Below are 23,982 nucleotides of genomic sequence, written 5' to 3'. Positions count from 1 at the left end.
TCGCTTTCTTTTTAGAATAAAACAAAAAAACGCTATTGGATTTTTCAGGGACTACCAATACCGCCATCAATTATCTAGAAAAAGTGTGCAGACTTTATAAAGTACATGATTTTAACAAAATGGACTAGAAAATTCCAGTAAAATTAGGTACAATAAAGAATGCTAGGACTTTGTGCTAGCAATTGGCAACTTGTATAGATAGTTGATGCTGTCTATGCAAGGCTTTATCAGTTGGTTGTCGCCAAGTGATAAAGTGCCTTTTTTTGTTTTAATTTGAAGTAAACCTCCTTTACTTGAATTTGTAGAATAGAAAAAACGATACTGGGAAACTTCCCAATATCGTCAACAATAGTCTCTAAAAATCACCTACCACTTCTTTTAAAACTACCCAAAAGTTAAGAAACCCACAAAAATGGGAAAATTCAGGTACATGAAAAGAAGCTAGTACATGTTGCTAGTACTATTGGCAACTTGCTTGGGCAGTTGATGCTGTCTTTACAAAGCTTCAAATATTTGGTTGTCGCCAAATTTTGAAGTGCCAATTTAATTATATATTCTGTTTTTAATTTTCTATCCTACTCTTTCAGTATATACGAAAAGAATGCGAACACGCAACCTAATTTTCCTCGTAAACCTCATTAAATAACACGAAAAACTGCTCCCTTATATATAAGAAAAAATAACAGAGAAAATTTCTTATTTAACTAAATTAATAAAGTTGAAAATTCACTTTTTTAATTATTATCTTTTATTTAGTTAATTATTTACTTACATATGGGATGAAATAAGTTATACTCTATGGGTTGTGATTAATGTATAAAAGGAGAGTTTAAACAAATATGGAAAATAATGACTTAAATAATCAAAGAATTGAAACAAGGGAGATTTTAATTGAAAAAAACTCAATTCAATTTAATCGAACGACATTGCAAATCAGTAGTATTGCACAAATCTCTCTTCACACACCCCCAAGTAAAAGTATGACTAAGCCAGTTATAGCGTTTATCATATTCCTATTTCTTATAAAAAGTTTCACAATATTTAGTATTTTAGGACTAGTAGTTTCAGGTGCAATTATCTATCAAATAAAAAAATCGAATGATAGCAGAGGAGAAGACATGTATATTCATTTGAATTCTGGTAATAGATATATCATCGCTTGTGTAGATTCGAAATTTGCCGACTATATAAGAGAAGTTATTGAATATTGTATCAACAATAGTAATAGTGAACGTATAGTGATTAATATGGATCAGTGTGATATCTCGAATAGTCCAATTATGTTCGGCAATAATAACGGAGTAGAGTATGGAAATTAAAAACAATCATTTTAATAATTCCCCATTCATATTTGGTAGCAATAACAGAGTTAGCTATTTATCAGCCGATGACTCAATAGATTGGGATAAGTTTTACACAGAAATAAAAGCAACGCTAACTAAATTACCTCAAGATAGTCAAGAATTTCAAGCCTGCACAGAATTATTAGTTGAGACGTCTTCAAAAAATCAGAGTAGAGTAACAGAGTTATTGAAAAAATATTTGCCAGAATTTACATCAGATGTGTTTAGTAATTTTGCAAGCACTTTTCTTTCAGATTTAGTTTGGAAAATGTTAGGCAATCGATAGGCTTAACATTAATGTTCATAAAAAATCTTTACTCTTTTTGAATATGCAAATCAACGGTGAGACAAGCGTAATGGCTGTCTCACCGTCTTTATTTTGAAAAAATCATGGAAATGAGAATCTTTCAAATATGCATTTTTACTATACAAATCAATATGCAATTGAGTGTTAAATTAAATATTATTTATTTGTTTTTTTAGTAAGATATAGAGAAAGGTAAAGTTGAAAAAAATAAAAAAATTTTCCTCAACTATTCAACAACTTTTAAACCGTGATATGCAAATATCCAAAGGGCGTTTGAGACCAATTATATGAAAATCAATGACAACATAATGAACGAGTAATTGCTTATTTTTATCGACAAGAAGAATGTATTTTTTTTGAATATATCCCTTGGTCAAAATGATGATTGGTGAAGTTAAAACTCAAACTGAGCAAATCAAAGCCGTTAGCAAAGAAACGCACTAATCAAATGTTATTGTACAATCTATTATCTCACTCGTTTTATAGTCTTCTAAAACTCTACCCCAATTATTTGGCAAATTGCTGAATCACTTGATTTAATGCTTCAGCAGCACCGATACCTGCGCGGTCATTATAATATGCTGCAAAACGTGCATCTCCCACATACATTTGACCAAGGCCACGATGCATTTCGGGGGAATAACTAGGTGAAGTATAAGAAAGCCATTCTTTGTGTATATCAAATACTTTTTTTGCCTCGCTAGATTTAAAATCCGCTGTTGCCATTACAATTTTTAACACTTCAAACATTTCGTTTTCCGCGGTTTCCATGTTGGCAAAGTCAGTTTCGCTTAGATTTAAAAATTGTTTATTAGAGGAGGCCACTTGTTCTTCTCCATACTTTTCTCGAATTTCTTTTCCATAACGTTCTTCATTTTGCTTCAGTTTGGCTTGTTTAAAACCAATAAATTTTTCTGTGTCCGTCATTTTAATCTCTCCTTTTTGATAACGTAAAGTTTTTTCTACAGTCAGGATCAGCTGATCGATCTGTTGTCGTTTCTTTAAAAGTTGCTGATAATGAGCCTGTAATGCATGCTGGGGATCAAAATCAGGTGTGGATAAAAGTTTTTGAATGTCGTCTAATTTCATATCTAAAGAACGATAAAAAAGAATTTGCTGTAGTCGATCGAGCTCTTTTGTGCTGTAAATTCGGTAGCCAGATGAATTGATGTGTGCCGGCTTCAATAGATCGATCTCATCATAATAACGTAATGTTCTGGTACTTATACCGGATAATTCAGCCACTTTTTTGATTGTATAGTCCATCAAATTCCCTCCTGTATATAAAGCATAAACCTTTACCTAACGTAAAGGTCAAGTGTTTTTTTAGAGTACCACATTTTTATACATAAGTGAAAAGAATCTTTAATTTACAAATAAGTAAAGAAGAGGTAAAATTTAGATGAGATGAAGTAGTCAGAATACAGATAGATAGGGGTTAAAAAGATGAAATTAATTGAAACACCGATCAATAAAAATTTAGATTTAGAATATTTTTACCCAAATATTACAAAATTTGTTTTTGGTACAAAAGCCATTAAGTTCTTTAAATTATACGCATTAGATCGCACACAGATTGTTTATGCGGATGCGTTTGATAAAGTGGATATAATCATGATCAATACGAAAAAGAAAATTACAAAGCATGAAGTTGATTTTGTCATTAAAAAACTTTTGAATACAACAAGAGAAGCTGTAGATATACAGATTGGGGTCAAGAATCAAATGCAGCAAGAGGGGTATTCGTTTAGCGCACCAAGAAAAGATATCATTGTTATTCAAAAGAATGTAGAACTAGCTTAATAATAAACGATGGACTGAAGGCGATGAATGATTTCCTTCAGTTTTATTTTGAGCATTTTTACAAATTTCCTGTATTATTGACTGGTAAAAATAGAAAAGCAGTAGGTTTTCTATCTTATATTTGATAAAATAAGATAGTGTAACGAAAGGAAGAAGATCGTTGAAAGACTTGTATAAAAAATACAAAGAAGTACTAGCTTATTTATTTTTCGGTGTAGCAACCACTATTGTTAATATAACCATGTTTTTTGTTTGTAAAGATTTATTAGGAATTGACTATAAAGTAAGCAATACAATTGGTTGGTTTTTATCGGTTTTATTTGCCTTTTTCACCAACAAGTATTTTGTTTTTTCTAGTAAGCATGAAGGATTTGGCGCTTTTATTAAGGAGATGCTTCTTTTTTATTGGTATCGGGTGTTGTCTTTTGTCATTGATATGGCGATGATGGTTATTATGATAGAGATTATGCATATCACTGATTTTTGGGCAAAAATGATCACGCAAGTTGCTGTGGTTGTGTTAAATTACTTTTTCAGTAAGTTTTTTATATTCAAGAAAAAAGTTTCTTAAAAGAACGTTAAATTTGGTTTTTTGTTATAATAGAGGTTAACTATTTATAAAATGTAAAGGATGGCATAGTGAGATGAAGAAAGTTTACAGTGACGATAGTTTAACATTACATACGGATTTGTATCAAATCAACATGATGCAGACTTACTGGAAATTAGGTAGAGCGGATTTACATTCTGTTTTTGAATGCTATTTTCGAGAAATGCCTTTTAATCATGGATATGCGATATTTGCTGGTTTAGAACGATTGATTGACTATTTGGAAAATCTAACGTTTACAGAAACCGATATTGCGTACCTTAGAGAAGTGGAACAGTATCCAGAAGATTTTTTGACATACTTAAAAGAATTTGAATTCAAATGTACGGTACGTTCTGCTTTAGAAGGGGATTTGGTCTTTAATAATGAGCCGTTGATCCAAGTTGAAGGACCGCTTGCTCAGTGTCAGTTGATTGAAACAGCTCTTTTAAATATGGTGAACTTCCAAACTCTGATTGCAACAAAAGCAGCGCGTATCAAGTCTGTAATCGGAGAAGATCCGTTGATGGAATTTGGGACACGGCGAGCGCAAGAATTAGATGCAGCGATTTGGGGCACTCGTGCAGCATATATTGGTGGGGCAGATGCGACAAGTAATGTTCGTGCGGGTAAAATTTTTGGTATTCCTGTAAGCGGAACACATGCCCATTCATTAGTTCAATCTTATGGAAATGATTACGATGCATTTCATGCTTATGCACAAACACATAAAGATTGTGTCTTTTTAGTCGATACGTATGATACGTTAAAATCAGGTGTTCCAAATGCGATTCGTGTAGCCAAAGAAATGGGGGATAAAATCAATTTCTTAGGTGTTCGTCTTGATAGTGGCGACATGGCGTATATTTCAAAACGAGTGCGTGAACAATTAGATGAAGCAGGGTACACAGAAGCTAAAATTTATGCATCAAATGATTTAGATGAGAATACGATTTTAAGTTTAAAAATGCAAAAAGCAAAAATTGATGTTTGGGGTGTGGGGACTAAGTTAATCACTGCATACGATCAACCAGCTCTTGGTGCAGTGTTCAAATTGGTCTCGATTGAAGATGAGCATGGTCAAATGAAAGACACAATCAAATTGTCCAGTAATGCAGAAAAAGTGACTACACCAGGGAAAAAGCAAGTGTGGCGCATCACTCGTAAATCAGATAAAAAATCTGAAGGAGATTTTGTTACACTGTGGGATGAAGACCCTCGTGAGCAAGAAGAAATCTACATGTTCCATCCCGTACACACCTTTATTAATAAAACTGTTCGAAATTTTAATGCTAGAGCTGTCTTACAAGATATTTTTGTGGAAGGGAAACGAGTTTATGAGCTTCCTACATTGGAAGAAATCAAGCAATATGCAAAAGAAAATCTTGATTCTTTGTGGGAGGAATATAAGCGTGATTTAAATCCGCAAAAATATCCTGTCGATCTATCAACAGAATGTTGGAATCATAAAATGCGTTTACTTGAAAAAGTACGAGTAGATGTTAAAGCCTTAAGCGAAGAGAAATAAATTGGAGGAATCATGATGGACGCACTACAACAAGCGATTATTCAGGAATTAGGCGTAAAGCCCCAAATCGATCCAAAAGAAGAAATTCGCAAAAGTATTGATTTTATGAAAAGCTATTTATCTAAATATCCTTTTTTAAAAACATTGGTTTTAGGAATCAGTGGTGGTCAAGATTCTAGCTTAGCTGGGCGCCTAGCTCAACTTACAATGGAAGAGATGCGTCAAGAAACAGGGGATAATAGCTACCAATTTATAGCTGTTCGTCTGCCTTATGGAGAACAAGCTGATGAAGCAGATGCCAAAAAAGCGTTGGATTTTATTCAACCGGATATATCGTTGCGAGTAAACATTAAACCTGCTATTGATGCTTGTGTAAATTCGTTAAAAGATACCGATGTTTCCATCAATGATTTTAATAAAGGAAATATGAAAGCTCGACAACGTATGATTGTTCAGTATGCAATTGCTGGTGAAAAAGCAGGAGCGGTGATTGGAACCGATCATGCAGCAGAAAATATTACTGGTTTTTATACAAAATATGGTGATGGCGGGGCGGATATACTACCATTATTCCGCTTAAATAAGCGGCAAGGAAAAGCTCTATTAAAAGAACTAGGAGCGCCGGCGGAATTGTATTTGAAAATTCCAACAGCCGATTTGGAAGATAATAAGCCCTTAGTGGCTGATGAAGTCGCACTTGGCGTAAGTTATGATGAAATAGACGATTATGTTGAAGGAAAAGAGATATCAGAAAAAGCAAAAACAACGATTGAAAACTGGTATCTTAAAACACAACATAAAAGACATATGCCAATATCGCTATTTGATGATTTTTGGAAATAAAGATTACAAAAGAATTGTTTATTATTTGGTGCGAACCCCAAGTGCACATAAAAACACTAGGAGATCCGCACCAAATTTTTAAAGAAAATCAGCTGGAAAAAATGTTTTTCTCATTCTTTTATAATGTTTCAGGCTGTTTTGAGTGAAAAAGTATGTATTTAAGGGTGAAAGCCCTGCTTTTTCACGGTCTCACTCTTTATGAGTGAGTGGATTGAAATAGCTTCTACTTCTGGTTCGAGACCGATTTGCTCGTGTCTCACTCTTTATGAGTGAGTGGATTGAAATTCTGTGTCTTAGGGGTGCTTCAGTGCCTCTCTGTGTCTCACTCTTTATGAGTGAGTGGATTGAAATATGAATGGATAAATACATTTCGCCAATGTGTTTACGTCTCACTCTTTATGAGTGAGTGGATTGAAATTTATCCTTAATTCGATCAGTTTGCAGCATGTTGTGTCTCACTCTTTATGAGTGAGTGGATTGAAATACCTGAAGCATCTGATATCGTAAGTCGTTTTGACTGTCTCACTCTTTATGAGTGAGTGGATTGAAATCCTTTTGTTAGCACATAATATTGCAAGTATTTTTGTCTCACTCTTTATGAGTGAGTGGATTGAAATTCGAAGGCTACTCTATGTGGTCCTTGTCGATCTGGTCTCACTCTTTATGAGTGAGTGGATTGAAATATACTTAAATTTATTAAATAATCGCTTACCTCTACGTCTCACTCTTTATGAGTGAGTGGATTGAAATTCCGCGCTTATGGTTCCTGTGGTTATCCTAGATGGTCTCACTCTTTATGAGTGAGACCAATAGAAATATGCACTAGCCATGATTCCTATTTTTAATATATAAAGCTTTGATTTTGCAATCAAGACAGCATCTAAAAGAGAATCTTATCTGTAGTACAAAATGAAGACTGACACTCAGTCTTTTTTTAATACCGTTCTCACTAGCTTTAAATTTGTTAAAATGGTTAAAAAAAGTGTAAAATTGACTTAGTTCTTAAAAATAATCAATAAAATACTCTACAATCAACTTAAACTAGTGCGAAAGAAAGAGAATAAACAGATGAAAAATTGGTTTAGAAAGAAAAGACAAATTGACGATGTACCTTTCAATACATCTCATGAAAAAGCACCAATAAAAAGTACGGATACTATACGTATTCCAGCTAATATAAAAGGCTTATCAGAGCAAGAAGTACAGCAATTGTACAATGAAGGGAAATATAATAAAGAAGTAGAAGATTTATCTAGAACAACCAAGCAAATTATTTTAGATAACTCTTTAACCTTATTTAACTTCATCAACTTATTTTTGGCTGTTTCCGTTTTTCTAGTTGGTTATCCTAAAAATGCGTTATTCTTTTGGATTATTATTATTAATACAGCGATTGGTGTCATTCAAGAAATCCATGCCAAAAGAACCATTGATAAACTTTCCATTGTGAATAAAACCGAGGTAACTGTTTTAAGAAATGATCACTTAGTAAAAATCTTTCATGACGAAATTGTTTTAGGCGATGTCTTGGTTTTAACGTTAGGAAATCAAGTTCCTTCTGATGCGGTTGTGATTCAATCAGATAGCTTGGAAGTGGATGAGTCGTTATTAACGGGAGAATCAGATAAGATTACCAAAGAAATTGGCGATAAAGTCATGAGTGGTAGTTTTATTACATCGGGCTTAGGATTTGTAAAAATCACGGCGGTCGGGGAAGATAATTTTGTTTCTAAGTTATCTAAAGAAGCAAAAACAGAGAAGAAATCAACATCTGAATTAATGAACTCTTTAAATCTGTTGATTAAAGGTTTAACCTTTGCGATTATTCCGATTGGTTTGTTGCTTTTTTGGACACAATATCAATCCACTCACTCATTTCCTAAAACGGTTTTAGGGGTTTCTGGTGCGTTGATTAGTATGATACCAGAAGGCTTGATGCTTTTAACCAGTGTTGCTTTTGCAGTAGGAGCTGCTAATTTAGCGAGAAAACAAACGTTGATTCAACGTTTATCTTGTATTGAAACACTGGCTCGGGTAGATACCATTTGTCTGGATAAAACTGGAACCATCACAGATGGCAGCTTGACGTTTAAAGAATTGATTCCTCAAGCAGGTTTCCCAGCAAGTGAGATTGAGCGGGCGATGGGTGAAATGATGGCAGCATTATCTGACCAAAACGCAACAGCAAAAGTCTTAAGAGAAAGATTCCCGCTGCAACAAGCAGCCTGGAAAGTAAAAGAGAGTATTCCATTTTCATCAGAGCGGAAATGGAGTGGAATCACATTTGAAGAAAAAGGCTCTTTCGTCATGGGAGCACCTGAATTTATTTATAAGGACGTTCCAGAACCATTAAAAGAAAAATTAGCGCCGTATAATGAACAAGGAGATCGAGTCCTGATTTTAGTCCATTTTTCGGATGAGCTAACCACAGCTCAGTTGCCAAATGAAAAAGAAACGGTAGCTATTTTTATTATCGCCGATACGATTCGAGAAAATGCAATCGATACATTCTCCTATTTTGCCAAACAAGACGTGACGTTAAAAGTTATTTCTGGGGATAATCCAATAACCGTAGCCCAGATTGCGAAACAAGCAGGAATTTCAGGTGCTGAAAATTTTGTTGATATGAGCAGTATCTCTGAGCATACGGATTTTAATGAATTAGTTGAACAGACAACAGTTTTTGGTCGAGTAACTCCGTACCAAAAAAGAGAATTGATTAAAGCCTTAAAACAAAACGGACACACGACTTGTATGACAGGTGATGGTGTGAATGATATTTTATCATTAAGAGAAGCAGATGTTAGTGTGGCGATGGCTAGTGGTAGTGATGCTGCTCGTGCTGTAGCGGATGTGGTATTGTTAAATTCTGATTTTAGCTCGATGATTCAAGTGTTGAATGAAGGGCGCAGAGTAATCAATAACATTGAGCGTGTGGCTTCGATGTATATGGTAAAAACGATTTATTCTGCGATTCTTGCGGTAACGTTTATTTTCTTATTTTTACCCTATCCATTCGCTCCGCTTCAGTTAACACCGATCAATACATTAACTGTAGGTATTCCATCCTTTATTCTAGCGTTGGAACCCAATTATCAGCGGATCAAAGGCCATTTTTTAACGAATATTTTACGAATCTCGGTTCCAGGTGCTTTGACTGTTGTGTTCAATATTTTGGTTTTACAACTTGCTGGTATTTGGTTTGATTTATCTCATCAAGAAGTGTCAACAATGTGTGTTTTGCTAACTGGATGTGTTGGTTTTCAAGTATTATTAAAAGCTGCTCGTCCTCTTGATTTGAAAAAACAAATCATGGTAGGTCTCTTATTGTCAGCGTTTCTTGTCTGCTTTGTGTTCTTTGGAGATTTCTTTATGTTAACGTCCTTGTTTACTAGAAATGTTTTGTTCTATCTTCCATTGATTTTAGGTAGCCGTTCTATTTTCAATTACATATCCTTGTTTATGAGTAGAGCGGTACATGAAATTGAAAAGAGAAAAGAACATAGGATGGAAAAACAAAAAAAACGTGTCATTTAATTAAAATATTTAGTTGGTGCAAAAGTATTCAGTCGTTCGGATTACTTATGTACCAGCTTTTTTATTTGTAGTAATCGAATTTAACCTAAAAGGCAATGACTATCATTTTCATTTAAGTAGTTTGATTTTCTTATTTTATTTAAAGGGGGTAAACTATGAATATGAAGAGCGTTTAAAAGGAGTTGTTTGAGATGAAACATTTAACGAAGTTGATGATTACGATTACAACTGGATTTTTAGCTTTATTTTTTGAATTTGTATTACATCAATCCAATTTATCCTACGGAATTATCCTAGTAACAGGAGCAGTGATGAGTTTTTCTATGCTGGTTGAAATGATCAAAACGTTGAAGTCAGGGAAATATGGGGTAGATATTTTAGCAATCACGGCCATTATTGCTACGTTAGCAGTTGGTGAATATTGGGCAAGTTTAATGATTTTGATTATGCTGACAGGTGGAGACTCATTAGAAGATTATGCGGCGAAAAGAGCCAATAAAGAATTGAAATCATTGCTGGATAACTCGCCGCAAAAAGCGCATCTGTTAGTCAATAATGAACTACAAGATATCAAAGTAGAAACGATCATTATTGGTAACCAATTAGTTGTTAAACCAGGAGAAACTGTGCCAGTTGATGGAAAAGTCATCAATGGTAGTTCAACAGTGGATGAATCTTCTTTGACAGGAGAATCTCGACCTATTAGTAAAAAAACAGGTGATTTGTTAATGTCTGGTTCGATTAATGGAGATCGCTCGTTAACTATAGAAGCAGAAAAAACTGCTGCGGATAGCCAATATCAAATGATCGTTAAATTGGTCAAAGAATCAGAAACCCAACCAGCTAATTTTGTGAGAATGGCTGATCGTTACGCTGTTCCTTTCACAATAACAGCGTATGTGATTGCCGGAGTAGCTTGGTTTATTTCCAAAGATCCAACTCGATTTGCTGAGGTTTTAGTTGTTGCGTCTCCTTGTCCATTGATTTTAGCGGCGCCAATTGCCTTGGTAGCAGGAATGAGCAGATCTAGTAGAAATGGCATCGTTGTTAAAACAGGGACTACGTTGGAAAAATTAGCGGATACAAAAACCGCTGCTTTTGACAAGACAGGAACACTGACCAAAGGGGAACTATCTGTTGCTAGTATTGTCCCGGTTACTGAAAGTTCAACGGAAGAACTATTACTACTAGCAGCCAGTGCCGAGCAAGAGTCTAGTCACATTCTTGCGCGTTCAATCGTTGCAGCGGCCACTAGTCAACAAGATCTTAAAAAAGTCTCTAGCTTAGAAGAAGTAACGGGTTCTGGTGTCAAAGCAACAATTGATGGACACGTTATTAAAGTTGGCAAATCGTCATTTGTTTCATCACAACGAGTAACAGAAATAGTGAATAAAACGGCTATTTACGTTTCTAAGGACGACCAATATCTTGGCTACATTACATTTACTGATAGTATTCGACCCGAAGCAAAAGAGACGATGGAAGAACTGCGCCAAATGAATGTGGCACATTTGGTGATGTTGACAGGTGATAATAAGATAATCGCTGATGACATTGCTCAAAAAGTAGGAATTACGGATGTTCATGCTGATTGTTTACCTCAAGATAAAATCAATGTGCTAAAAAAAATCCCGACCTCTCAACGACCAGTGTTAATGGTGGGCGATGGTGTGAATGATGCGCCGTCTTTAACGGTAGCAGATATTGGCATTGCAATGGGGGCACACGGTGCAACAGCTGCAAGTGAATCTGCCGATGCAGTGATCTTAAAAGATGATTTGAAAAAAGTGAGCACGGCAATCAAGATATCTAAAGATACTATGAAAATCGCTAGACAATCTGTTTTAATTGGTATTATCATTTGTACGGTTCTCATGATCATCGCTAGTACTGGCGTTATACCAGCTTTATTTGGTGCAGTACTGCAAGAAGTTGTAGATACGGTATCAATACTTTCGTCACTGAGGGCGAAAAACGATTAGGCAGGTGACTCTTTAATCGTAAGAACGATTACTTGCATCTATATTTTTTAATGGTTAGAATCAACGTATACTAGAAAGGCTTGGAGGGAAACAAATGAACAACAATCAGATTAATGGGAAAAAAGTAACAGAGGAAGTCTTACTTGAAAATGGATATCGAAAATATTCAGGGACAGAATTGGACATTTATTATAATAAAGATATTTGTGCGCATATTGGTAATTGTGTTCGTGGAAATTCCGCTGTTTTTGAAGTTGGGCGTCGTCCTTGGATCATGACAGATAATGGCAGTATAGACGAAAATATTCGTGTACTGGATACCTGTCCAAGTGGGGCATTAAAATATGTTCGAAAGGATGGAAAATAATTGTGGAAATCAAAGAAGAAAAGAATCGTTTCGTACTGTTAAACGATGAAAATAAAGAAATCGGTGAAATGACTTGGTCTGATGCTGGGGAAGAGATGATGATTATTGATCATACATTTGTTGAACCAAGCTATAGAGGTCAGAAATTAGCAGAAAAACTTGTTTATCGTGGTGTGGAAAAAGCTCGTCGCGAAGGGAAAAAAATCATTCCGCTATGTCCATTTGCCAAAAAAGAATTTGATACAAAGCCTGATTATGGAGATGTATTGAGAAAATAAGACGATAAGAAAAAATTGTTTTTTCTTACTGTTTGTTTGATTGTTAGAAGGGGAAGCCAACATTTTTGTCGTTGTCTGCTCCTCTTTTTTGAAATTCGCTGGTATTTAAAAAAAAAGTATGCTAAAGTATAATAGATGTATTTTGTGAATAAAGGAGAACTAGACTATGTATAATTTTATTTTAGCACTTGTAATCATTCTCTCAGTTGTAATGGTTATTGCTGTAATGATGCAGCCAAGCAAACAAAATAGTGCAGCCAGCGCATTTACAGGCGGAGCAGACAAACTTTTTGGTAAACAAAAAGCACGTGGTTTTGAAGCTGTGATGCAAAGAGCGACAGCAGTTATTGGTGCTGTATGGATGGTACTATTGTTTATTTTAGTGTTATTATCTTCAAAATAAGACGGTTGAAAATCTCTCAATGAATTGAGAGATTTTTTTGTTTGAGAACGTTATTTTTTAATGTACCGTTATGCGTATGTTGATTTTCTTTTCATAAGGATTTCAAGCAATAATGTGCTAAAATGGGGATGAGGTGAATTGAAAAGTGAAAATAATAAATCTACCTAAACCATTATTTACAGAAAATGGTTCTCGTGCCGTTTTACTTTTGCACGCATATTCAGGAAGTAGTAATGATGTCAGAATGTTAAGCCGTTATCTAGAAAAAGCAAACTATACTGTCTATTCCCCAAATTTTTCGGGACACGCAACCTATGCACCAGAAGATATTTTAGCGAAAACAACAGAAGATTGGTGGCAAGATACCCTAGATGCTATTCAGTTTTTAAAAGGAAAAGGCTATCAACAAATAGCTGTTTTTGGCTTGTCGATGGGTGGTATTTTTACGATGGCGGCACTGACAAAACAATTAGAAGGGATAATCGGCGGTGGTTTTTTCTGCTCACCAATTGTTCCAGTAAAAAATAATGTGCCGGAAAATTTCCTGCTTTATTCTGAGAGGGTGCTACAACTTGCCGGTGTTTCGGAAGCCGAACAAGCAGAACGGTTGGTCAAAATCAAACAGTCTTCTTATGAGCAATTAGAAGATATCGAGCGTTTTTCTACACGTATCGCGGATCAATTAAGTCAAGTGAGTGTTCCTGTTTTTATGGCACAAGCAGGTAAGGATGAAATGATTGATCCACAAGGTGTCTATAAGACAGCAAAAGCGCTCCAGCAAACACGCTATACATTAAAGTGGTATCCAAACAGCGGACATGTACTCACTGTTGGATCAGACCATAAACAATTAGAACAAGACGTATTAAACTTTTTAACTACGTTGTCTTGGAATGAGGAGAAAGAATGACAAAACAAACAATTAAGGAGAAAATCCTGTTTTTTATGGAAAACCATACAAAAAAACGTTTTTCCATGGAAGAAATCGCAGAAGGGCTACAATTGCAAAAGAGCGCAGATTTTAAATTGCTCGTTCAAACTATTGCAGCCATGGAACGTGAAAAATTAGTAGAATTTAATAAAAAAGGCAAAATCTGTTTACCACAAAAAAGTACCTCTATTGAGGGAACCTTTCGTGCAAATGAGCGTGGTTTTGGCTTTGTGACGATCGATCCTGAAGAGGCGGATGTTTATATTCCAAAAGAAGCAGTCAATTATGCAATGGATGGGGATATCGTGGCTATAGACATTGTTCAGCCAGCCGATCCGTTTTCTGATCGTGGCGCAGAAGGCAAAGTGATTGACGTCATCAAAAGAGCGATTACCCAAGTCGTTGGTGAATTTATTGCCTATGATGAAAAAGAAGTCAGTGAAACAGATTTGTATGGTTATGCCGTACCAAAGGATAAAAAAATGGCTGGGTTGACTTTTAATATTGCCGCACAAGGGATTAAGCCTGTTGATGGAAGTATTGTAATCGTAGAAGTGACTCATTATCCAGAAAAAGAATACCCTAAAAGTCTAGAAGGTTTAGTGAAAAAAGTGATTGGACACAAAAATGATCCTGGTATGGATATTTTGTCCATCGTAGTAGCTCACGGCATTCCTACCAGTTTCCCAGATGAGGTTATCGCGCAAGCTGATAATGTACCAGATACTATTTCACAAGAAGATATTGAAGGACGCAGAGACTTAAGAGATCAATTGATTGTAACGATTGATGGAGAAGATGCGAAGGATTTGGATGATGCTGTAACGGTTCAAAAATTGGAAAATGGCAACTATTTCTTAGGGGTTCATATTGCGGATGTTTCCTATTATGTAACAGAAGGAAGTGCGTTAGACCAAGAGGCTTATGAACGAGGTACGAGTGTTTATTTGACTGATCGTGTGGTACCAATGATTCCACAGCGTTTATCTAATGGTATTTGCTCACTGAATCCTAACGTACCTAGATTAACAATGAGCTGTGAGATGGAGATTACACCAGAAGGTCATGTCGTGGGTCATGATATTTTTCAAAGTGTGATCCAAACTAGTGAACGAATGACTTATACTGCAGTTAATGAAATTTTAGAAGAAGAAAAACCAGAGACAATGAAACAATATAAAAAATTAATCCCAATGTTTCAAGCGATGGGAGAGTTGCATCATATCTTAGAAACGATGAGAGAACGCCGAGGTGCGATTTCTTTTGAAGATCGTGAAGCAAAAGTTATAGTAGATACTGAGGGGCATCCACAAGATATTCTCCTTCGTACACGAGGTGTAGGGGAACGTTTGATTGAATCCTTTATGCTCGTTGCAAACGAAACAGTTGCTAAGCATTTTACAGATTTAAAATTGCCGTTTATCTATCGTATTCATGAACAACCGAAAGAAGAAAAAATGCAGCGTTTCTTTGATTTTGCGGCAGTCTTAGGTATTTTAGTCAAAGGGACTAAAGCAGATATTACACCAAAAGATTTACAAAATGTTTTAGAACAAGTGAGTGATAAGCCAGAAGAAGCTGTGATTAATACGATGTTATTAAGAAGCATGCAGCAAGCCCGATACTCAGAAGATAACTATGGACACTATGGGCTAGCAGCAGAGTACTACACGCATTTTACTTCACCTATTCGTCGTTACCCAGATTTGATTGTTCACCGTTTAATCCGTAGCTATGAAGGAAATGTTACTGATTCACTGAAGGAAAAATGGGCACAAGACTTACCAGATATTGCTGATCATAGTTCAAAAATGGAACGTCGAGCAGTAGAAGCCGAACGTGAAGTAGATTCCATGAAGAAAGCAGAATTTATGGCAGATAAAATTGGCGAAGAATATGACGGAATCATTAGTTCAGTTACTCGTTTTGGTTTCTTTGTCGAACTGCCGAATACAATCGAAGGTCTGATTCATGTGAATAATTTAAAACAAGACTATTTCCATTTTATTGAAAATCACATGGCTCTTGTTGGTGAACGCACAGGAATGACCTTGAAAATCGGTCAAAAAGTAAAAGTCAAGGTAGAAAAATCAGATCCTGAAACAAGAGAAATCGATTTTGAATTTCTCGAAGCAGAAGAAGTAGAACGGATCGAAGCGCCAAAACAAAAGAAACGGCAAGATGATCGCCGTAGACGAGAGAATGACCGGAAAGAAAAAGACAAGAAACCATTTACACAAAAGAAAAACAAGAAAAAAGGGAAGAAACCTTTTTATAAAGAAGTCGCAAAAAAGAAAAAAGGCAAAAAATCTAAGAAAAAATAGAAATTGGAGGAGTGTGTATGCCAAAAGGAGAAGGGAAATTAATTGCCCAAAATCGTAAGGCTAGACATGACTATACAGTTGTTGACACAATGGAAGCAGGTATTGTTTTACAAGGAACGGAGATCAAATCAATCCGTAATGGACGTATTAATTTAAAAGATGGTTTCGCCAGAGTTAGAAACGGGGAAGTCTACTTGCTTAATGTGCATATTAGTCCATACGAGCAAGGCAATATTTTTAATCATGATCCGTTACGAACGCGAAAATTATTATTACACAAAAAACAAATTGCCAAATTGATTGCGGAAACAAAAAATACTGGAATCACGATCGTTCCGTTAAAAGTTTATATTCGTAATGGTTATGCCAAAGTATTAATTGGTCTTGCAAAAGGGAAAAAGCAGTATGATAAACGGGAGGATTTGAAACGCAAAGAAATCAATCGTGAAATCAGCCGCACATTGAAAAATAACTTACGATAAGTTGTGAACTGTTCATTTTTTAGTTTAGAAAAAAGAAAAAGAATAAACCTCAATTTATTCTTTTTCGCATATTTGGTTTCTTTGCTTTATCTTATGTGAGAAATTTGATAAAGTGTAAGGAAACTGATGAATTTTCATCGTTTTTTCATTAAGACACCCATGTACATCCAAATACCAATAGGATCTTATTTTATACTATTTTGTCATATCAAAAGAAGTGTCCAATTTTCATGAAATTCTTTTGAAATTATTCATTGTTGGTGGTATGATACGTGTGGTTAGGAAATGGAAGCCAAGTACGCTTCTTACAAGTTTGTTGGAAAAGAGGTGAAAAAATTTGGAAGAGAAGACACTACTCTTCAATATTGGGCCGATTTGGTTTGACGGAACCATTTGTTTGATGGTGCTGTTAACATGTGTCATTGTCTTTGGGATAGTTTATTTCTGCACAAGGAACCTGCAAATGAAGCCTAAAGGCAAGCAAAATGTCATTGAATACCTCATTGATTTTGTTCGGGGAATCATCACTGATAATATGCCAAGCAAAGAAGTAACAAATTTTCACCTGTTATCATTTACAATGTTCATGTTTGTCTTAGTTGCAAATATCATTGGTTTAGTGACGAAAGTTGTGATTGGGGATTATAGCTATTGGAAAAGTCCAACAGCTGACCCATTAGTTACACTGACTTTGGCATTGATCATGATTGCATTGACACACTTTTTCAGTGTCAGTCGCTTCGGGTTAAAAGGATACTTTAAAAATAGCTTCTTAAGCCCTGTAGCATTTTTAATGCCGATCAAACTTATGGAAGAATTTACCAACCTACTTACTTTGGCATTACGTTTATATGGTAATATCTTTGCCGGTGAAGTTTTGTTGGGATTGATCGCTAGTATTGTTTCCAGTGTAGGGTTGTGGACGATTCCGTTAGCGATACCTTTGGAAATGATTTGGTTAGCATTCTCATTATTTATTGGCGCTATTCAAGCGTTTATCTTTGTGACATTATCAATGGTTTATATGGCACATAAAATAGAAGTTGAAGAATAAACAGATAAAAACAACAATCTTAGGAGGAAATCAACAATGGACGGATTAAATTATATCGCAGCAGCAATCGCAGTTTTCGGAGCAGCAATCGGAGCAGCTTATGGTAACGGGAAAGTCATCTCTAAAACGCTAGAATCAATGACACGTCAACCTGAAATGGCGGGACAATTAAGAACAACAATGTTTATCGGTGTTGCCTTAATCGAAGCGGTGCCAATCCTTGGAGTAGTTATTGCATTATTATTAGTATTTAAATAACAATTTTAGAAGGCAGGACGCCGAGTTTTCGGACTCCGTCGCTGCTTTCTTTGCTGCGAAACACTGCGACTGCCTTCAGCAGAGCAGATGTTGAGCAGTACTTGGCGAACGAAGAGAGCGAAGTCACCTTAAAAAAGAAATACCAAGCTTGACTAAAACAAAGTAGATCAGAATGATTACTCGATTTAAGTTTTATCTGCACGTGTAACCAAACAGTGGTAAAAACTTAGTTCCGTGAGAAAATCAACGAAGTCTGTGTTTACTAATTATTTCAGCAACAATCACCACCGAGAATTGCAGAGAAAGGAAGTTGAAACTTCATGCTAGATTATTTAGTAGTCGGTGAAGCAGGTCCAAATACAACGATAGGTACAATGATTGTTGTAAGTGGTGCTTTTCTAATTTTGATGCTTCTAATCAAGAAATTCGCTTGGGAAGCTATCAGTGATATGTTAAAAAAACGTGAAGATAAAATTGCCAACGATTTAGATTCTGCAGAACAATCTCGAATAGCAGCTGAGAAGATGCAAGAAGAACGACAAAAGAAATTACTGTCTTCTAAAGCTGAAGCAGCGGGCATTATTAAAAGTGCGAAAGAGACTGGAAATCAAAACCGCCAAAAAATTCTATCAGAAACCAATGATGAAGTATCACGTTTAAGAGAAAAAGCACGTCAAGATATTTCTCAAGAACATGAAGCAGCATTGGCTTCAGTCAAAGATGAAGTGGCGAGTTTGTCTTTACAGATTGCAGAGAAAATTTTAAACAAAGAATTAACACCTGAAGCACATGATTCATTGATTAATTCTTATATTGAAGGCTTAGGTAAGTCAAATGAAGCTAGATAAATATACAGTAGGTAAACGCTACGGCAAAGCTTTGTTCGAGTTGGCAATTGAAAAGCAAGAAGCCGATAAAATTTATCAAGAATTATTGACGCTTAGAGAAATTTTTCACGATGTTCCAGATTTAGGAGAAATATTAAGTGATGCACGTCTTGAGCCTTATGAAAAAGACGAAATCATGAAACATCTAGTTAGTGGTTTTGATGGAATGATGAAGAACTTTTTATATGTGGTTTATAACTATTCACGTATGAATGATTTATTATTGATGATCGATGAGTACGAAAGACGGTATGACGAACATAAAAGTTTGCTTTTAGGAACAGCTTTGACGGCCGTTCCATTAACCAAAGAACAACATCAGCAAATGGAAGAAAAAGCCGCAAAACTTTTAGGATATGAACAGGCGCATCTGATTAATTTGATTGACCCTAGTGTCGTTGGCGGTGTCGTTATAGAAGCCAACAACAAAGTAATTGATGGTAGTATCCACAAACAATTAGAAAAAATCCAAGAATTGTTATTAAAATAACGTTCAGCACAATAAAGAGGTGAATTGAATGGCTATCAAAGCAGAAGAAATCAGTGCCTTGATTAAGGAACAAATTGAGAATTATCAACAAGAGTTAGCAGTTGAAGAAGTAGGAACTGTCACATATGTTGGGGATGGAATCGCTCGTGCCCACGGATTGGAAAATGCAATGAGTGGGGAACTACTTGAGTTTTCTAATGGTTCATACGGAATGGCGCAAAATTTAGAAACAAATGATGTGGGTATCATCATTTTAGGCGATTTTGAAACCATTCGTGAAGGAGACAAAGTAAAACGTACAGGCAAAATCATGGAAGTTCCTGTCGGTGAAGCGCTAATTGGACGAGTAGTAAATCCTTTAGGCCAACCAATTGATGGACTAGGTGACATCAAAACAGACAAAACACGTCCCGTTGAAGCTGCAGCACCTGGTGTAATGCAAAGAAAATCAGTTGATCAACCAATGCAGACGGGATTAAAAGCTATCGATGCTTTGGTACCGATTGGTCGTGGTCAACGTGAGTTAGTTATCGGGGACCGTAAAACAGGTAAAACATCTATTGCGATCGATACCATTATCAACCAAAAAGGTCAAGATATGATTTGTATCTATGTAGCTATTGGTCAAAAAGAATCAACTGTACGTAACCAAGTGGAAACACTAAGAGCATATGGTGCACTTGATTATACAATAATCGTAAACGCAGGGGCATCTCAACCAGCTCCATTATTATATATTGCACCTTATGCTGGAGCAGCAATGGGTGAAGAATTTATGTACAACGGCAAACATGTTTTGATTATTTTTGATGATTTGTCAAAACAGGCTGTTGCTTACCGTGAACTTTCACTATTATTACGTCGTCCTCCAGGTCGTGAAGCCTATCCAGGTGATGTCTTCTATCTGCACTCACGTTTATTAGAACGTGCGGCAAAACTAAGTGACGAATTAGGCGGCGGCTCAATGACAGCCTTGCCATTTGTTGAAACACAAGCTGGAGACATCTCAGCATACATTCCGACAAATGTTATTTCAATTACGGATGGACAAATTTTCTTGGAAAGTGATCTATTTTACGCTGGAACACGTCCAGCAGTGGATGCAGGTCTTTCTGTATCACGTGTTGGTGGTTCAGCACAGATTAAAGCTATGAAAAAAGTAGCAGGTACACTTCGACTAGATTTAGCCAGCTATCGTGAATTAGAAGCATTTACCCAATTTGGTTCTGACTTAGATGCTGCGACACAAGCGAAATTAAATCGTGGACGTAGAACAGTTGAAATTCTAAAACAAAAACTACATGCGCCTTTAGCTGTTGAAAAACAAGTTGTTATTTTATATGCATTGACCCACGGCTTTTTAGACAGCATTAGTGTAGATAAAATTTTGGATTTTGAATCGGAATTATTTGATTATCTAGATGGTAAACATCCTGAACTATTTGAAACAATCCGAACAACAAAAGATTTACCAGAAGCAGCTGACTTAGATGCTGCAATTAGTGAATTTAAAGAATTATTCAGTAACTCTAATTCAGATAACTCTACTGCAAAAGATACACTTGAATCAATTGAAAATGCATAAAAGAGGTGAGAAACAGTGGGTGCTTCATTAAATGAAATCAAACAGCGCATCGCTTCTACAAAGAAAACCAGTCAAATTACTAATGCTATGCAGATGGTTTCAGGAGCTAAACTGACGAAATCAGAAGCAGCTTCTAGAAGCTTTCAGGAATACGCGTCTAAAATTCGCTCAATTGTCACTCATCTTGTGGCTTCACAGTTAAATGATTTGGAATCATTAGATTCTTACGATAGCGAAGAAGCATCAGAATCAGGTAACTATCATATGATGTTGGCATCACGTCCAGTTAAAAAAACGGGCTATATCGTTATCACTTCAGATAAAGGATTAGTTGGAGGATATAATAGTTCGATTTTAAAACAGACGATGAAAATGATGGACGATGATCATGAATCTCAAGAAGAATTTGTCTTGATAGCGATTGGTGGAACCGGAGCTGATTTTTTCAAAGCTCGGGGAATAAATGTTGCGTATGAACTCAGAGGCTTGAGTGATCAACCTAGCTTTGATGAAGTCAGAAAAATCGTTTCTACAGCAACAACAATGTACGCCAATGAAATTTTTGATGAATTGTATGTATGTTATAACCATCATATTAATTCATTGACAAGTCAGTTTCGAGTTGAAAAAATGTTGCCGATCTCAGATTTAGATCCGGATGAAGCGACAACATACGAGCAAGAGTATATCTTAGAACCTTCTGAAGAGGCTATCTTAGACAATTTGTTGCCCCAATATGCAGAAAGCTTGATTTATGGTGCGATCATTGATGCAAAAACAGCAGAACATGCAGCGGGTATGACGGCAATGAAAACAGCAACGGATAATGCCCAAAATATTATTAGTGATTTGACAATTTCTTATAATCGAGCGCGTCAAGGAGCGATTACACAAGAAATTACAGAAATCGTAGCAGGTGCAGCGGCACTGGAATAAACGAAGAACTAAGTGCTAAAGTGCATTAGTTTCTTGATAAATAAAGAAGACAGGTTTTTATCACGACCTCTTTACTGGTATGAAATTATCTGAAAGTGCAGCTTCAAGAGATGTTGCGTATTTCATCTAATAATTTCATACCCTCTTCAAACGAAACGGAGGAAGAAAACATGAGCTCAGGAAAGATTGTTGAAGTAATTGGTCCCGTTGTTGACGTGGAATTTTCATTAGATCAATCCTTACCAGATATAAATAATGCATTAGTCGTTTATAAAAATGGTGAAGAAAAACAAAAAGTTGTATTAGAGGTAGCCTTGGAATTAGGGGATGGTGTCATTCGCTCTATTGCAATGGAATCTACAGATGGTCTTCAACGTGGAATGGAAGTTATTGATACAGGGAAACCAATTTCTGTTCCAGTCGGCAAAGAAACATTAGGAAGAGTTTTTAATGTTTTAGGTGACACAATTGACTTAGAAGAACCATTTCCAGAAGATGCTGAACGTAGTGGTATCCATAAAAAGGCGCCAGCGTTCGACGAATTAAGTACCAGCAACGAAATTTTAGAAACTGGAATTAAAGTAATTGATTTATTAGCTCCTTATTTAAAAGGTGGGAAAGTTGGACTGTTTGGCGGTGCCGGTGTTGGTAAGACAGTTTTAATCCAAGAATTGATTCACAACATTGCCCAAGAACATGGTGGGATTTCTGTATTTACTGGTGTTGGCGAAAGAACTCGTGAAGGAAATGACCTTTATTTTGAAATGAAAGACTCTGGTGTTATTGAAAAAACTGCCATGGTTTTCGGTCAAATGAATGAACCACCAGGTGCACGTATGCGTGTCGCCTTAACAGGATTAACGATTGCTGAATATTTCCGTGATGTTGAAGGACAAGATGTGTTATTGTTCATCGATAATATTTTCCGTTTCACCCAAGCAGGTTCTGAAGTTTCAGCTTTACTGGGACGGATGCCTTCAGCGGTTGGTTATCAACCAACACTTGCGACTGAAATGGGGCAATTACAAGAACGTATTACTTCTACTAAAAAAGGATCGATCACATCGATTCAAGCAATTTATGTACCAGCCGATGACTATACCGATCCAGCTCCGGCCACAGCTTTTGCTCATTTAGATGCAACAACGAACTTGGAACGTCGCTTAACTGAGATGGGTATTTACCCAGCGGTTGACCCGTTAGCTTCCTCTTCTAGTGCTTTAGCACCAGAAGTTGTAGGCGACGAGCATTATGCCGTAGCGACAGAGGTACAACACGTATTACAACGTTATCGTGAGTTACAAGATATTATTGCAATTTTAGGGATGGACGAGTTATCTGATCAGGAAAAAATCTTGGTTGGTCGAGCACGCCGCATTCAATTCTTTTTATCACAAAACTTTAACGTTGCAGAACAATTTACTGGACAACCAGGCTCATATGTTCCTGTTGCAGATACAGTTAAAGGATTTAGAGAAATTTTAGATGGTAAATATGATGATTTACCAGAAGAAGCGTTCCGTAGCGTCGGAAAAATTGAAGATGTTGTGGAAAAAGCAAAAACATTAAGCTACTAAAAGGAGGAGACACAGAATGGATTGTTTAACTGTTAATGTGGTGACTCCTGATGGATTGGTTTATGATCATCGTGCAACGATTGTTGTGGCAAAGACAACAGATGGTGAGATTGGTATCTTACCTAAGCATGCACCAATCATCGTTCCTTTAGCAATTGATGAGGTTCGCGTGAAAAGAACAGATTCTGATACACACGTAGATTGGATCGCTGTTAATGGTGGTATCATGGAAGTGCGTGATAATGTTGTTTCAATTATTGCTGATAGTGCAGAACGTGAAAGAGACATCGATGTAAGCCGTGCACAACGTGCGAAACAACGGGCTGAGCGTATGATTGAGAAAGCAAAAGAAAATGCAAACACAGATGAATTACGCCGTGCAACAGTTGCCCTTCACCGAGCAATCAATCGAATTAATGTGTCAAAACATACGTAGAATTTGAGAGGTTGAGACAGAAACCTTTAACTCTGGGAACTA

At 36.2% G+C, this 23,982-nt stretch carries 23 protein-coding genes and 1 CRISPR repeat array; of the genes, 22 read left to right on the top strand and 1 reads right to left on the bottom strand.

Going from position 1 to position 23,982, the window contains the following annotated elements; translation table 11 throughout:
* Positions 1–839 precede the first annotated feature (839 nt).
* Positions 840–1,319, top strand: coding sequence for a hypothetical protein (locus A5880_RS02390; protein ID WP_086331616.1), 480 nt, complete (start codon positions 840–842; stop codon positions 1,317–1,319).
* Entirely contained in the window at positions 1,309–1,629 is a 321-nt protein-coding gene (locus A5880_RS02385) for a hypothetical protein (protein WP_086331615.1), read from the top strand. The genes A5880_RS02390 and A5880_RS02385 overlap by 11 nt, the downstream gene beginning before the upstream one ends.
* 528 nt (positions 1,630–2,157) lie before the next feature.
* On the opposite strand, the gene A5880_RS02380 is transcribed toward A5880_RS02385, so the two are convergent.
* A complete protein-coding gene (locus tag A5880_RS02380; protein WP_086331614.1) occupies positions 2,158–2,916 on the bottom strand; it encodes a MerR family transcriptional regulator in 759 nt (252 codons plus the stop codon).
* Positions 2,917–3,096: 180 nt separating this feature from the next.
* Between A5880_RS02380 and A5880_RS02375 the strand changes: the two genes are divergently transcribed.
* The 20 genes from A5880_RS02375 to A5880_RS02280 all read left to right on the top strand — a co-directional run bounded on the left by A5880_RS02375 (position 3,097) and on the right by A5880_RS02280 (position 23,940).
* Positions 3,097–3,453, top strand: coding sequence for a DUF1827 family protein (locus A5880_RS02375; protein ID WP_086331613.1), 357 nt, complete (start codon positions 3,097–3,099; stop codon positions 3,451–3,453).
* Between the two features lie 160 nt (positions 3,454–3,613).
* Positions 3,614–4,024, top strand: a complete 411-nt coding sequence (locus tag A5880_RS02370; RefSeq protein WP_086331612.1) for a GtrA family protein — start codon at positions 3,614–3,616, stop codon at positions 4,022–4,024.
* 73 nt (positions 4,025–4,097) lie between these two features.
* Complete coding sequence (locus A5880_RS02365) at positions 4,098–5,570, top strand: nicotinate phosphoribosyltransferase (RefSeq protein WP_086331611.1); 1,473 nt, start codon at positions 4,098–4,100, stop codon at positions 5,568–5,570.
* A gap of 15 nt (positions 5,571–5,585) precedes the next feature.
* Positions 5,586–6,413, top strand: coding sequence for an ammonia-dependent NAD(+) synthetase (nadE, locus tag A5880_RS02360; protein WP_086331610.1), 828 nt, complete (start codon positions 5,586–5,588; stop codon positions 6,411–6,413).
* A gap of 186 nt (positions 6,414–6,599) precedes the next feature.
* Positions 6,600–7,163: a CRISPR direct-repeat array (repeat unit 32 nt; unit sequence GTCTCACTCTTTATGAGTGAGTGGATTGAAAT).
* 318 nt (positions 7,164–7,481) lie between these two features.
* Positions 7,482–9,950: a cation-translocating P-type ATPase gene (locus tag A5880_RS02355; protein WP_086331609.1), complete on the top strand. Its 2,469-nt coding sequence runs from the start codon at positions 7,482–7,484 to the stop codon at positions 9,948–9,950.
* A gap of 191 nt (positions 9,951–10,141) precedes the next feature.
* Positions 10,142–11,932: a heavy metal translocating P-type ATPase gene (locus A5880_RS02350; protein ID WP_086331608.1), complete on the top strand. Its 1,791-nt coding sequence runs from the start codon at positions 10,142–10,144 to the stop codon at positions 11,930–11,932.
* A gap of 94 nt (positions 11,933–12,026) precedes the next feature.
* Entirely contained in the window at positions 12,027–12,299 is a 273-nt protein-coding gene (locus A5880_RS02345; protein ID WP_086331607.1) for a (4Fe-4S)-binding protein, read from the top strand.
* Positions 12,300–12,301: 2 nt separating this feature from the next.
* Positions 12,302–12,577, top strand: a complete 276-nt coding sequence (locus A5880_RS02340) for a GNAT family N-acetyltransferase (RefSeq protein WP_086331606.1) — start codon at positions 12,302–12,304, stop codon at positions 12,575–12,577.
* A gap of 166 nt (positions 12,578–12,743) precedes the next feature.
* Positions 12,744–12,980: a preprotein translocase subunit SecG gene (gene secG, locus A5880_RS02335; RefSeq protein ID WP_086331605.1), complete on the top strand. Its 237-nt coding sequence runs from the start codon at positions 12,744–12,746 to the stop codon at positions 12,978–12,980.
* Positions 12,981–13,125: 145 nt separating this feature from the next.
* Positions 13,126–13,890, top strand: a complete 765-nt coding sequence (locus A5880_RS02330; protein WP_086331604.1) for an alpha/beta hydrolase — start codon at positions 13,126–13,128, stop codon at positions 13,888–13,890.
* The gene (gene rnr, locus A5880_RS02325; protein ID WP_086331603.1) at positions 13,887–16,235 is read left to right on the top strand and encodes a ribonuclease R; all 2,349 of its coding nucleotides are present in this window, start codon (positions 13,887–13,889) and stop codon (positions 16,233–16,235) included. Before A5880_RS02330 ends, rnr begins: the two co-directional genes overlap by 4 nt.
* A 17-nt stretch (positions 16,236–16,252) precedes the next feature.
* Positions 16,253–16,717, top strand: a complete 465-nt coding sequence (smpB, locus tag A5880_RS02320; RefSeq protein ID WP_086331602.1) for an SsrA-binding protein SmpB — start codon at positions 16,253–16,255, stop codon at positions 16,715–16,717.
* Between the two features lie 337 nt (positions 16,718–17,054).
* Entirely contained in the window at positions 17,055–17,771 is a 717-nt protein-coding gene (gene atpB, locus A5880_RS02315) for a F0F1 ATP synthase subunit A (RefSeq protein ID WP_086331601.1), read from the top strand.
* A 36-nt stretch (positions 17,772–17,807) separates the two neighbouring features.
* A complete protein-coding gene (gene atpE / locus A5880_RS02310) occupies positions 17,808–18,029 on the top strand; it encodes a F0F1 ATP synthase subunit C (protein WP_086331600.1) in 222 nt (73 codons plus the stop codon).
* Positions 18,030–18,349: 320 nt separating this feature from the next.
* Entirely contained in the window at positions 18,350–18,877 is a 528-nt protein-coding gene (gene atpF / locus A5880_RS02305; RefSeq protein WP_086331599.1) for a F0F1 ATP synthase subunit B, read from the top strand.
* Positions 18,864–19,406, top strand: a complete 543-nt coding sequence (gene atpH, locus A5880_RS02300; protein ID WP_086331598.1) for an ATP synthase F1 subunit delta — start codon at positions 18,864–18,866, stop codon at positions 19,404–19,406. The genes atpF and atpH overlap by 14 nt, the downstream gene beginning before the upstream one ends.
* A 28-nt stretch (positions 19,407–19,434) precedes the next feature.
* Positions 19,435–20,991: a F0F1 ATP synthase subunit alpha gene (gene atpA, locus A5880_RS02295; protein ID WP_086331597.1), complete on the top strand. Its 1,557-nt coding sequence runs from the start codon at positions 19,435–19,437 to the stop codon at positions 20,989–20,991.
* A 15-nt stretch (positions 20,992–21,006) separates the two neighbouring features.
* Positions 21,007–21,927 carry a F0F1 ATP synthase subunit gamma gene (locus A5880_RS02290; RefSeq protein WP_086331596.1) on the top strand — a complete coding sequence of 307 codons (921 nt, stop codon included), beginning with the start codon at positions 21,007–21,009 and terminating at the stop codon, positions 21,925–21,927.
* Between the two features lie 170 nt (positions 21,928–22,097).
* A complete protein-coding gene (gene atpD, locus A5880_RS02285; protein WP_086331595.1) occupies positions 22,098–23,504 on the top strand; it encodes a F0F1 ATP synthase subunit beta in 1,407 nt (468 codons plus the stop codon).
* A 16-nt stretch (positions 23,505–23,520) separates the two neighbouring features.
* Positions 23,521–23,940 carry a F0F1 ATP synthase subunit epsilon gene (locus tag A5880_RS02280; RefSeq protein WP_086331594.1) on the top strand — a complete coding sequence of 140 codons (420 nt, stop codon included), beginning with the start codon at positions 23,521–23,523 and terminating at the stop codon, positions 23,938–23,940.
* Positions 23,941–23,982 lie beyond the last annotated feature (42 nt).

It is taken from the genome of Enterococcus sp. 4G2_DIV0659 (genome assembly GCF_002140715.2).
Lineage (GTDB): Bacteria > Bacillota > Bacilli > Lactobacillales > Enterococcaceae > Enterococcus_L > Enterococcus_L mansonii.
This window is presented reverse-complemented; position numbering and strand designations above follow the sequence as displayed.

What these genes read in the sequence shown, in the direction of transcription:
- A5880_RS02375 (WP_086331613.1), top strand. Translation starts at nt 3,097, where the DNA reads ATGAAATTAATTGAAACACCGATCAATAAAAATTTAGATTTAGAATAT.
- atpF (WP_086331599.1), top strand. Translation starts at nt 18,350, where the DNA reads ATGCTAGATTATTTAGTAGTCGGTGAAGCAGGTCCAAATACAACGATA.
- atpA (WP_086331597.1), top strand. Translation starts at nt 19,435, where the DNA reads ATGGCTATCAAAGCAGAAGAAATCAGTGCCTTGATTAAGGAACAAATT.
- atpH (WP_086331598.1), top strand. Translation starts at nt 18,864, where the DNA reads ATGAAGCTAGATAAATATACAGTAGGTAAACGCTACGGCAAAGCTTTG.
- A5880_RS02380 (WP_086331614.1), bottom strand. Translation starts at nt 2,916, where the DNA reads ATGGACTATACAATCAAAAAAGTGGCTGAATTATCCGGTATAAGTACC.
- nadE (WP_086331610.1), top strand. Translation starts at nt 5,586, where the DNA reads ATGGACGCACTACAACAAGCGATTATTCAGGAATTAGGCGTAAAGCCC.
- A5880_RS02385 (WP_086331615.1), top strand. Translation starts at nt 1,309, where the DNA reads ATGGAAATTAAAAACAATCATTTTAATAATTCCCCATTCATATTTGGT.
- smpB (WP_086331602.1), top strand. Translation starts at nt 16,253, where the DNA reads ATGCCAAAAGGAGAAGGGAAATTAATTGCCCAAAATCGTAAGGCTAGA.
- secG (WP_086331605.1), top strand. Translation starts at nt 12,744, where the DNA reads ATGTATAATTTTATTTTAGCACTTGTAATCATTCTCTCAGTTGTAATG.
- atpD (WP_086331595.1), top strand. Translation starts at nt 22,098, where the DNA reads ATGAGCTCAGGAAAGATTGTTGAAGTAATTGGTCCCGTTGTTGACGTG.
- A5880_RS02350 (WP_086331608.1), top strand. Translation starts at nt 10,142, where the DNA reads ATGAAACATTTAACGAAGTTGATGATTACGATTACAACTGGATTTTTA.
- A5880_RS02345 (WP_086331607.1), top strand. Translation starts at nt 12,027, where the DNA reads ATGAACAACAATCAGATTAATGGGAAAAAAGTAACAGAGGAAGTCTTA.
- A5880_RS02280 (WP_086331594.1), top strand. Translation starts at nt 23,521, where the DNA reads ATGGATTGTTTAACTGTTAATGTGGTGACTCCTGATGGATTGGTTTAT.
- atpE (WP_086331600.1), top strand. Translation starts at nt 17,808, where the DNA reads ATGGACGGATTAAATTATATCGCAGCAGCAATCGCAGTTTTCGGAGCA.
- rnr (WP_086331603.1), top strand. Translation starts at nt 13,887, where the DNA reads ATGACAAAACAAACAATTAAGGAGAAAATCCTGTTTTTTATGGAAAAC.
- A5880_RS02390 (WP_086331616.1), top strand. Translation starts at nt 840, where the DNA reads ATGGAAAATAATGACTTAAATAATCAAAGAATTGAAACAAGGGAGATT.
- A5880_RS02355 (WP_086331609.1), top strand. Translation starts at nt 7,482, where the DNA reads ATGAAAAATTGGTTTAGAAAGAAAAGACAAATTGACGATGTACCTTTC.
- A5880_RS02365 (WP_086331611.1), top strand. Translation starts at nt 4,098, where the DNA reads ATGAAGAAAGTTTACAGTGACGATAGTTTAACATTACATACGGATTTG.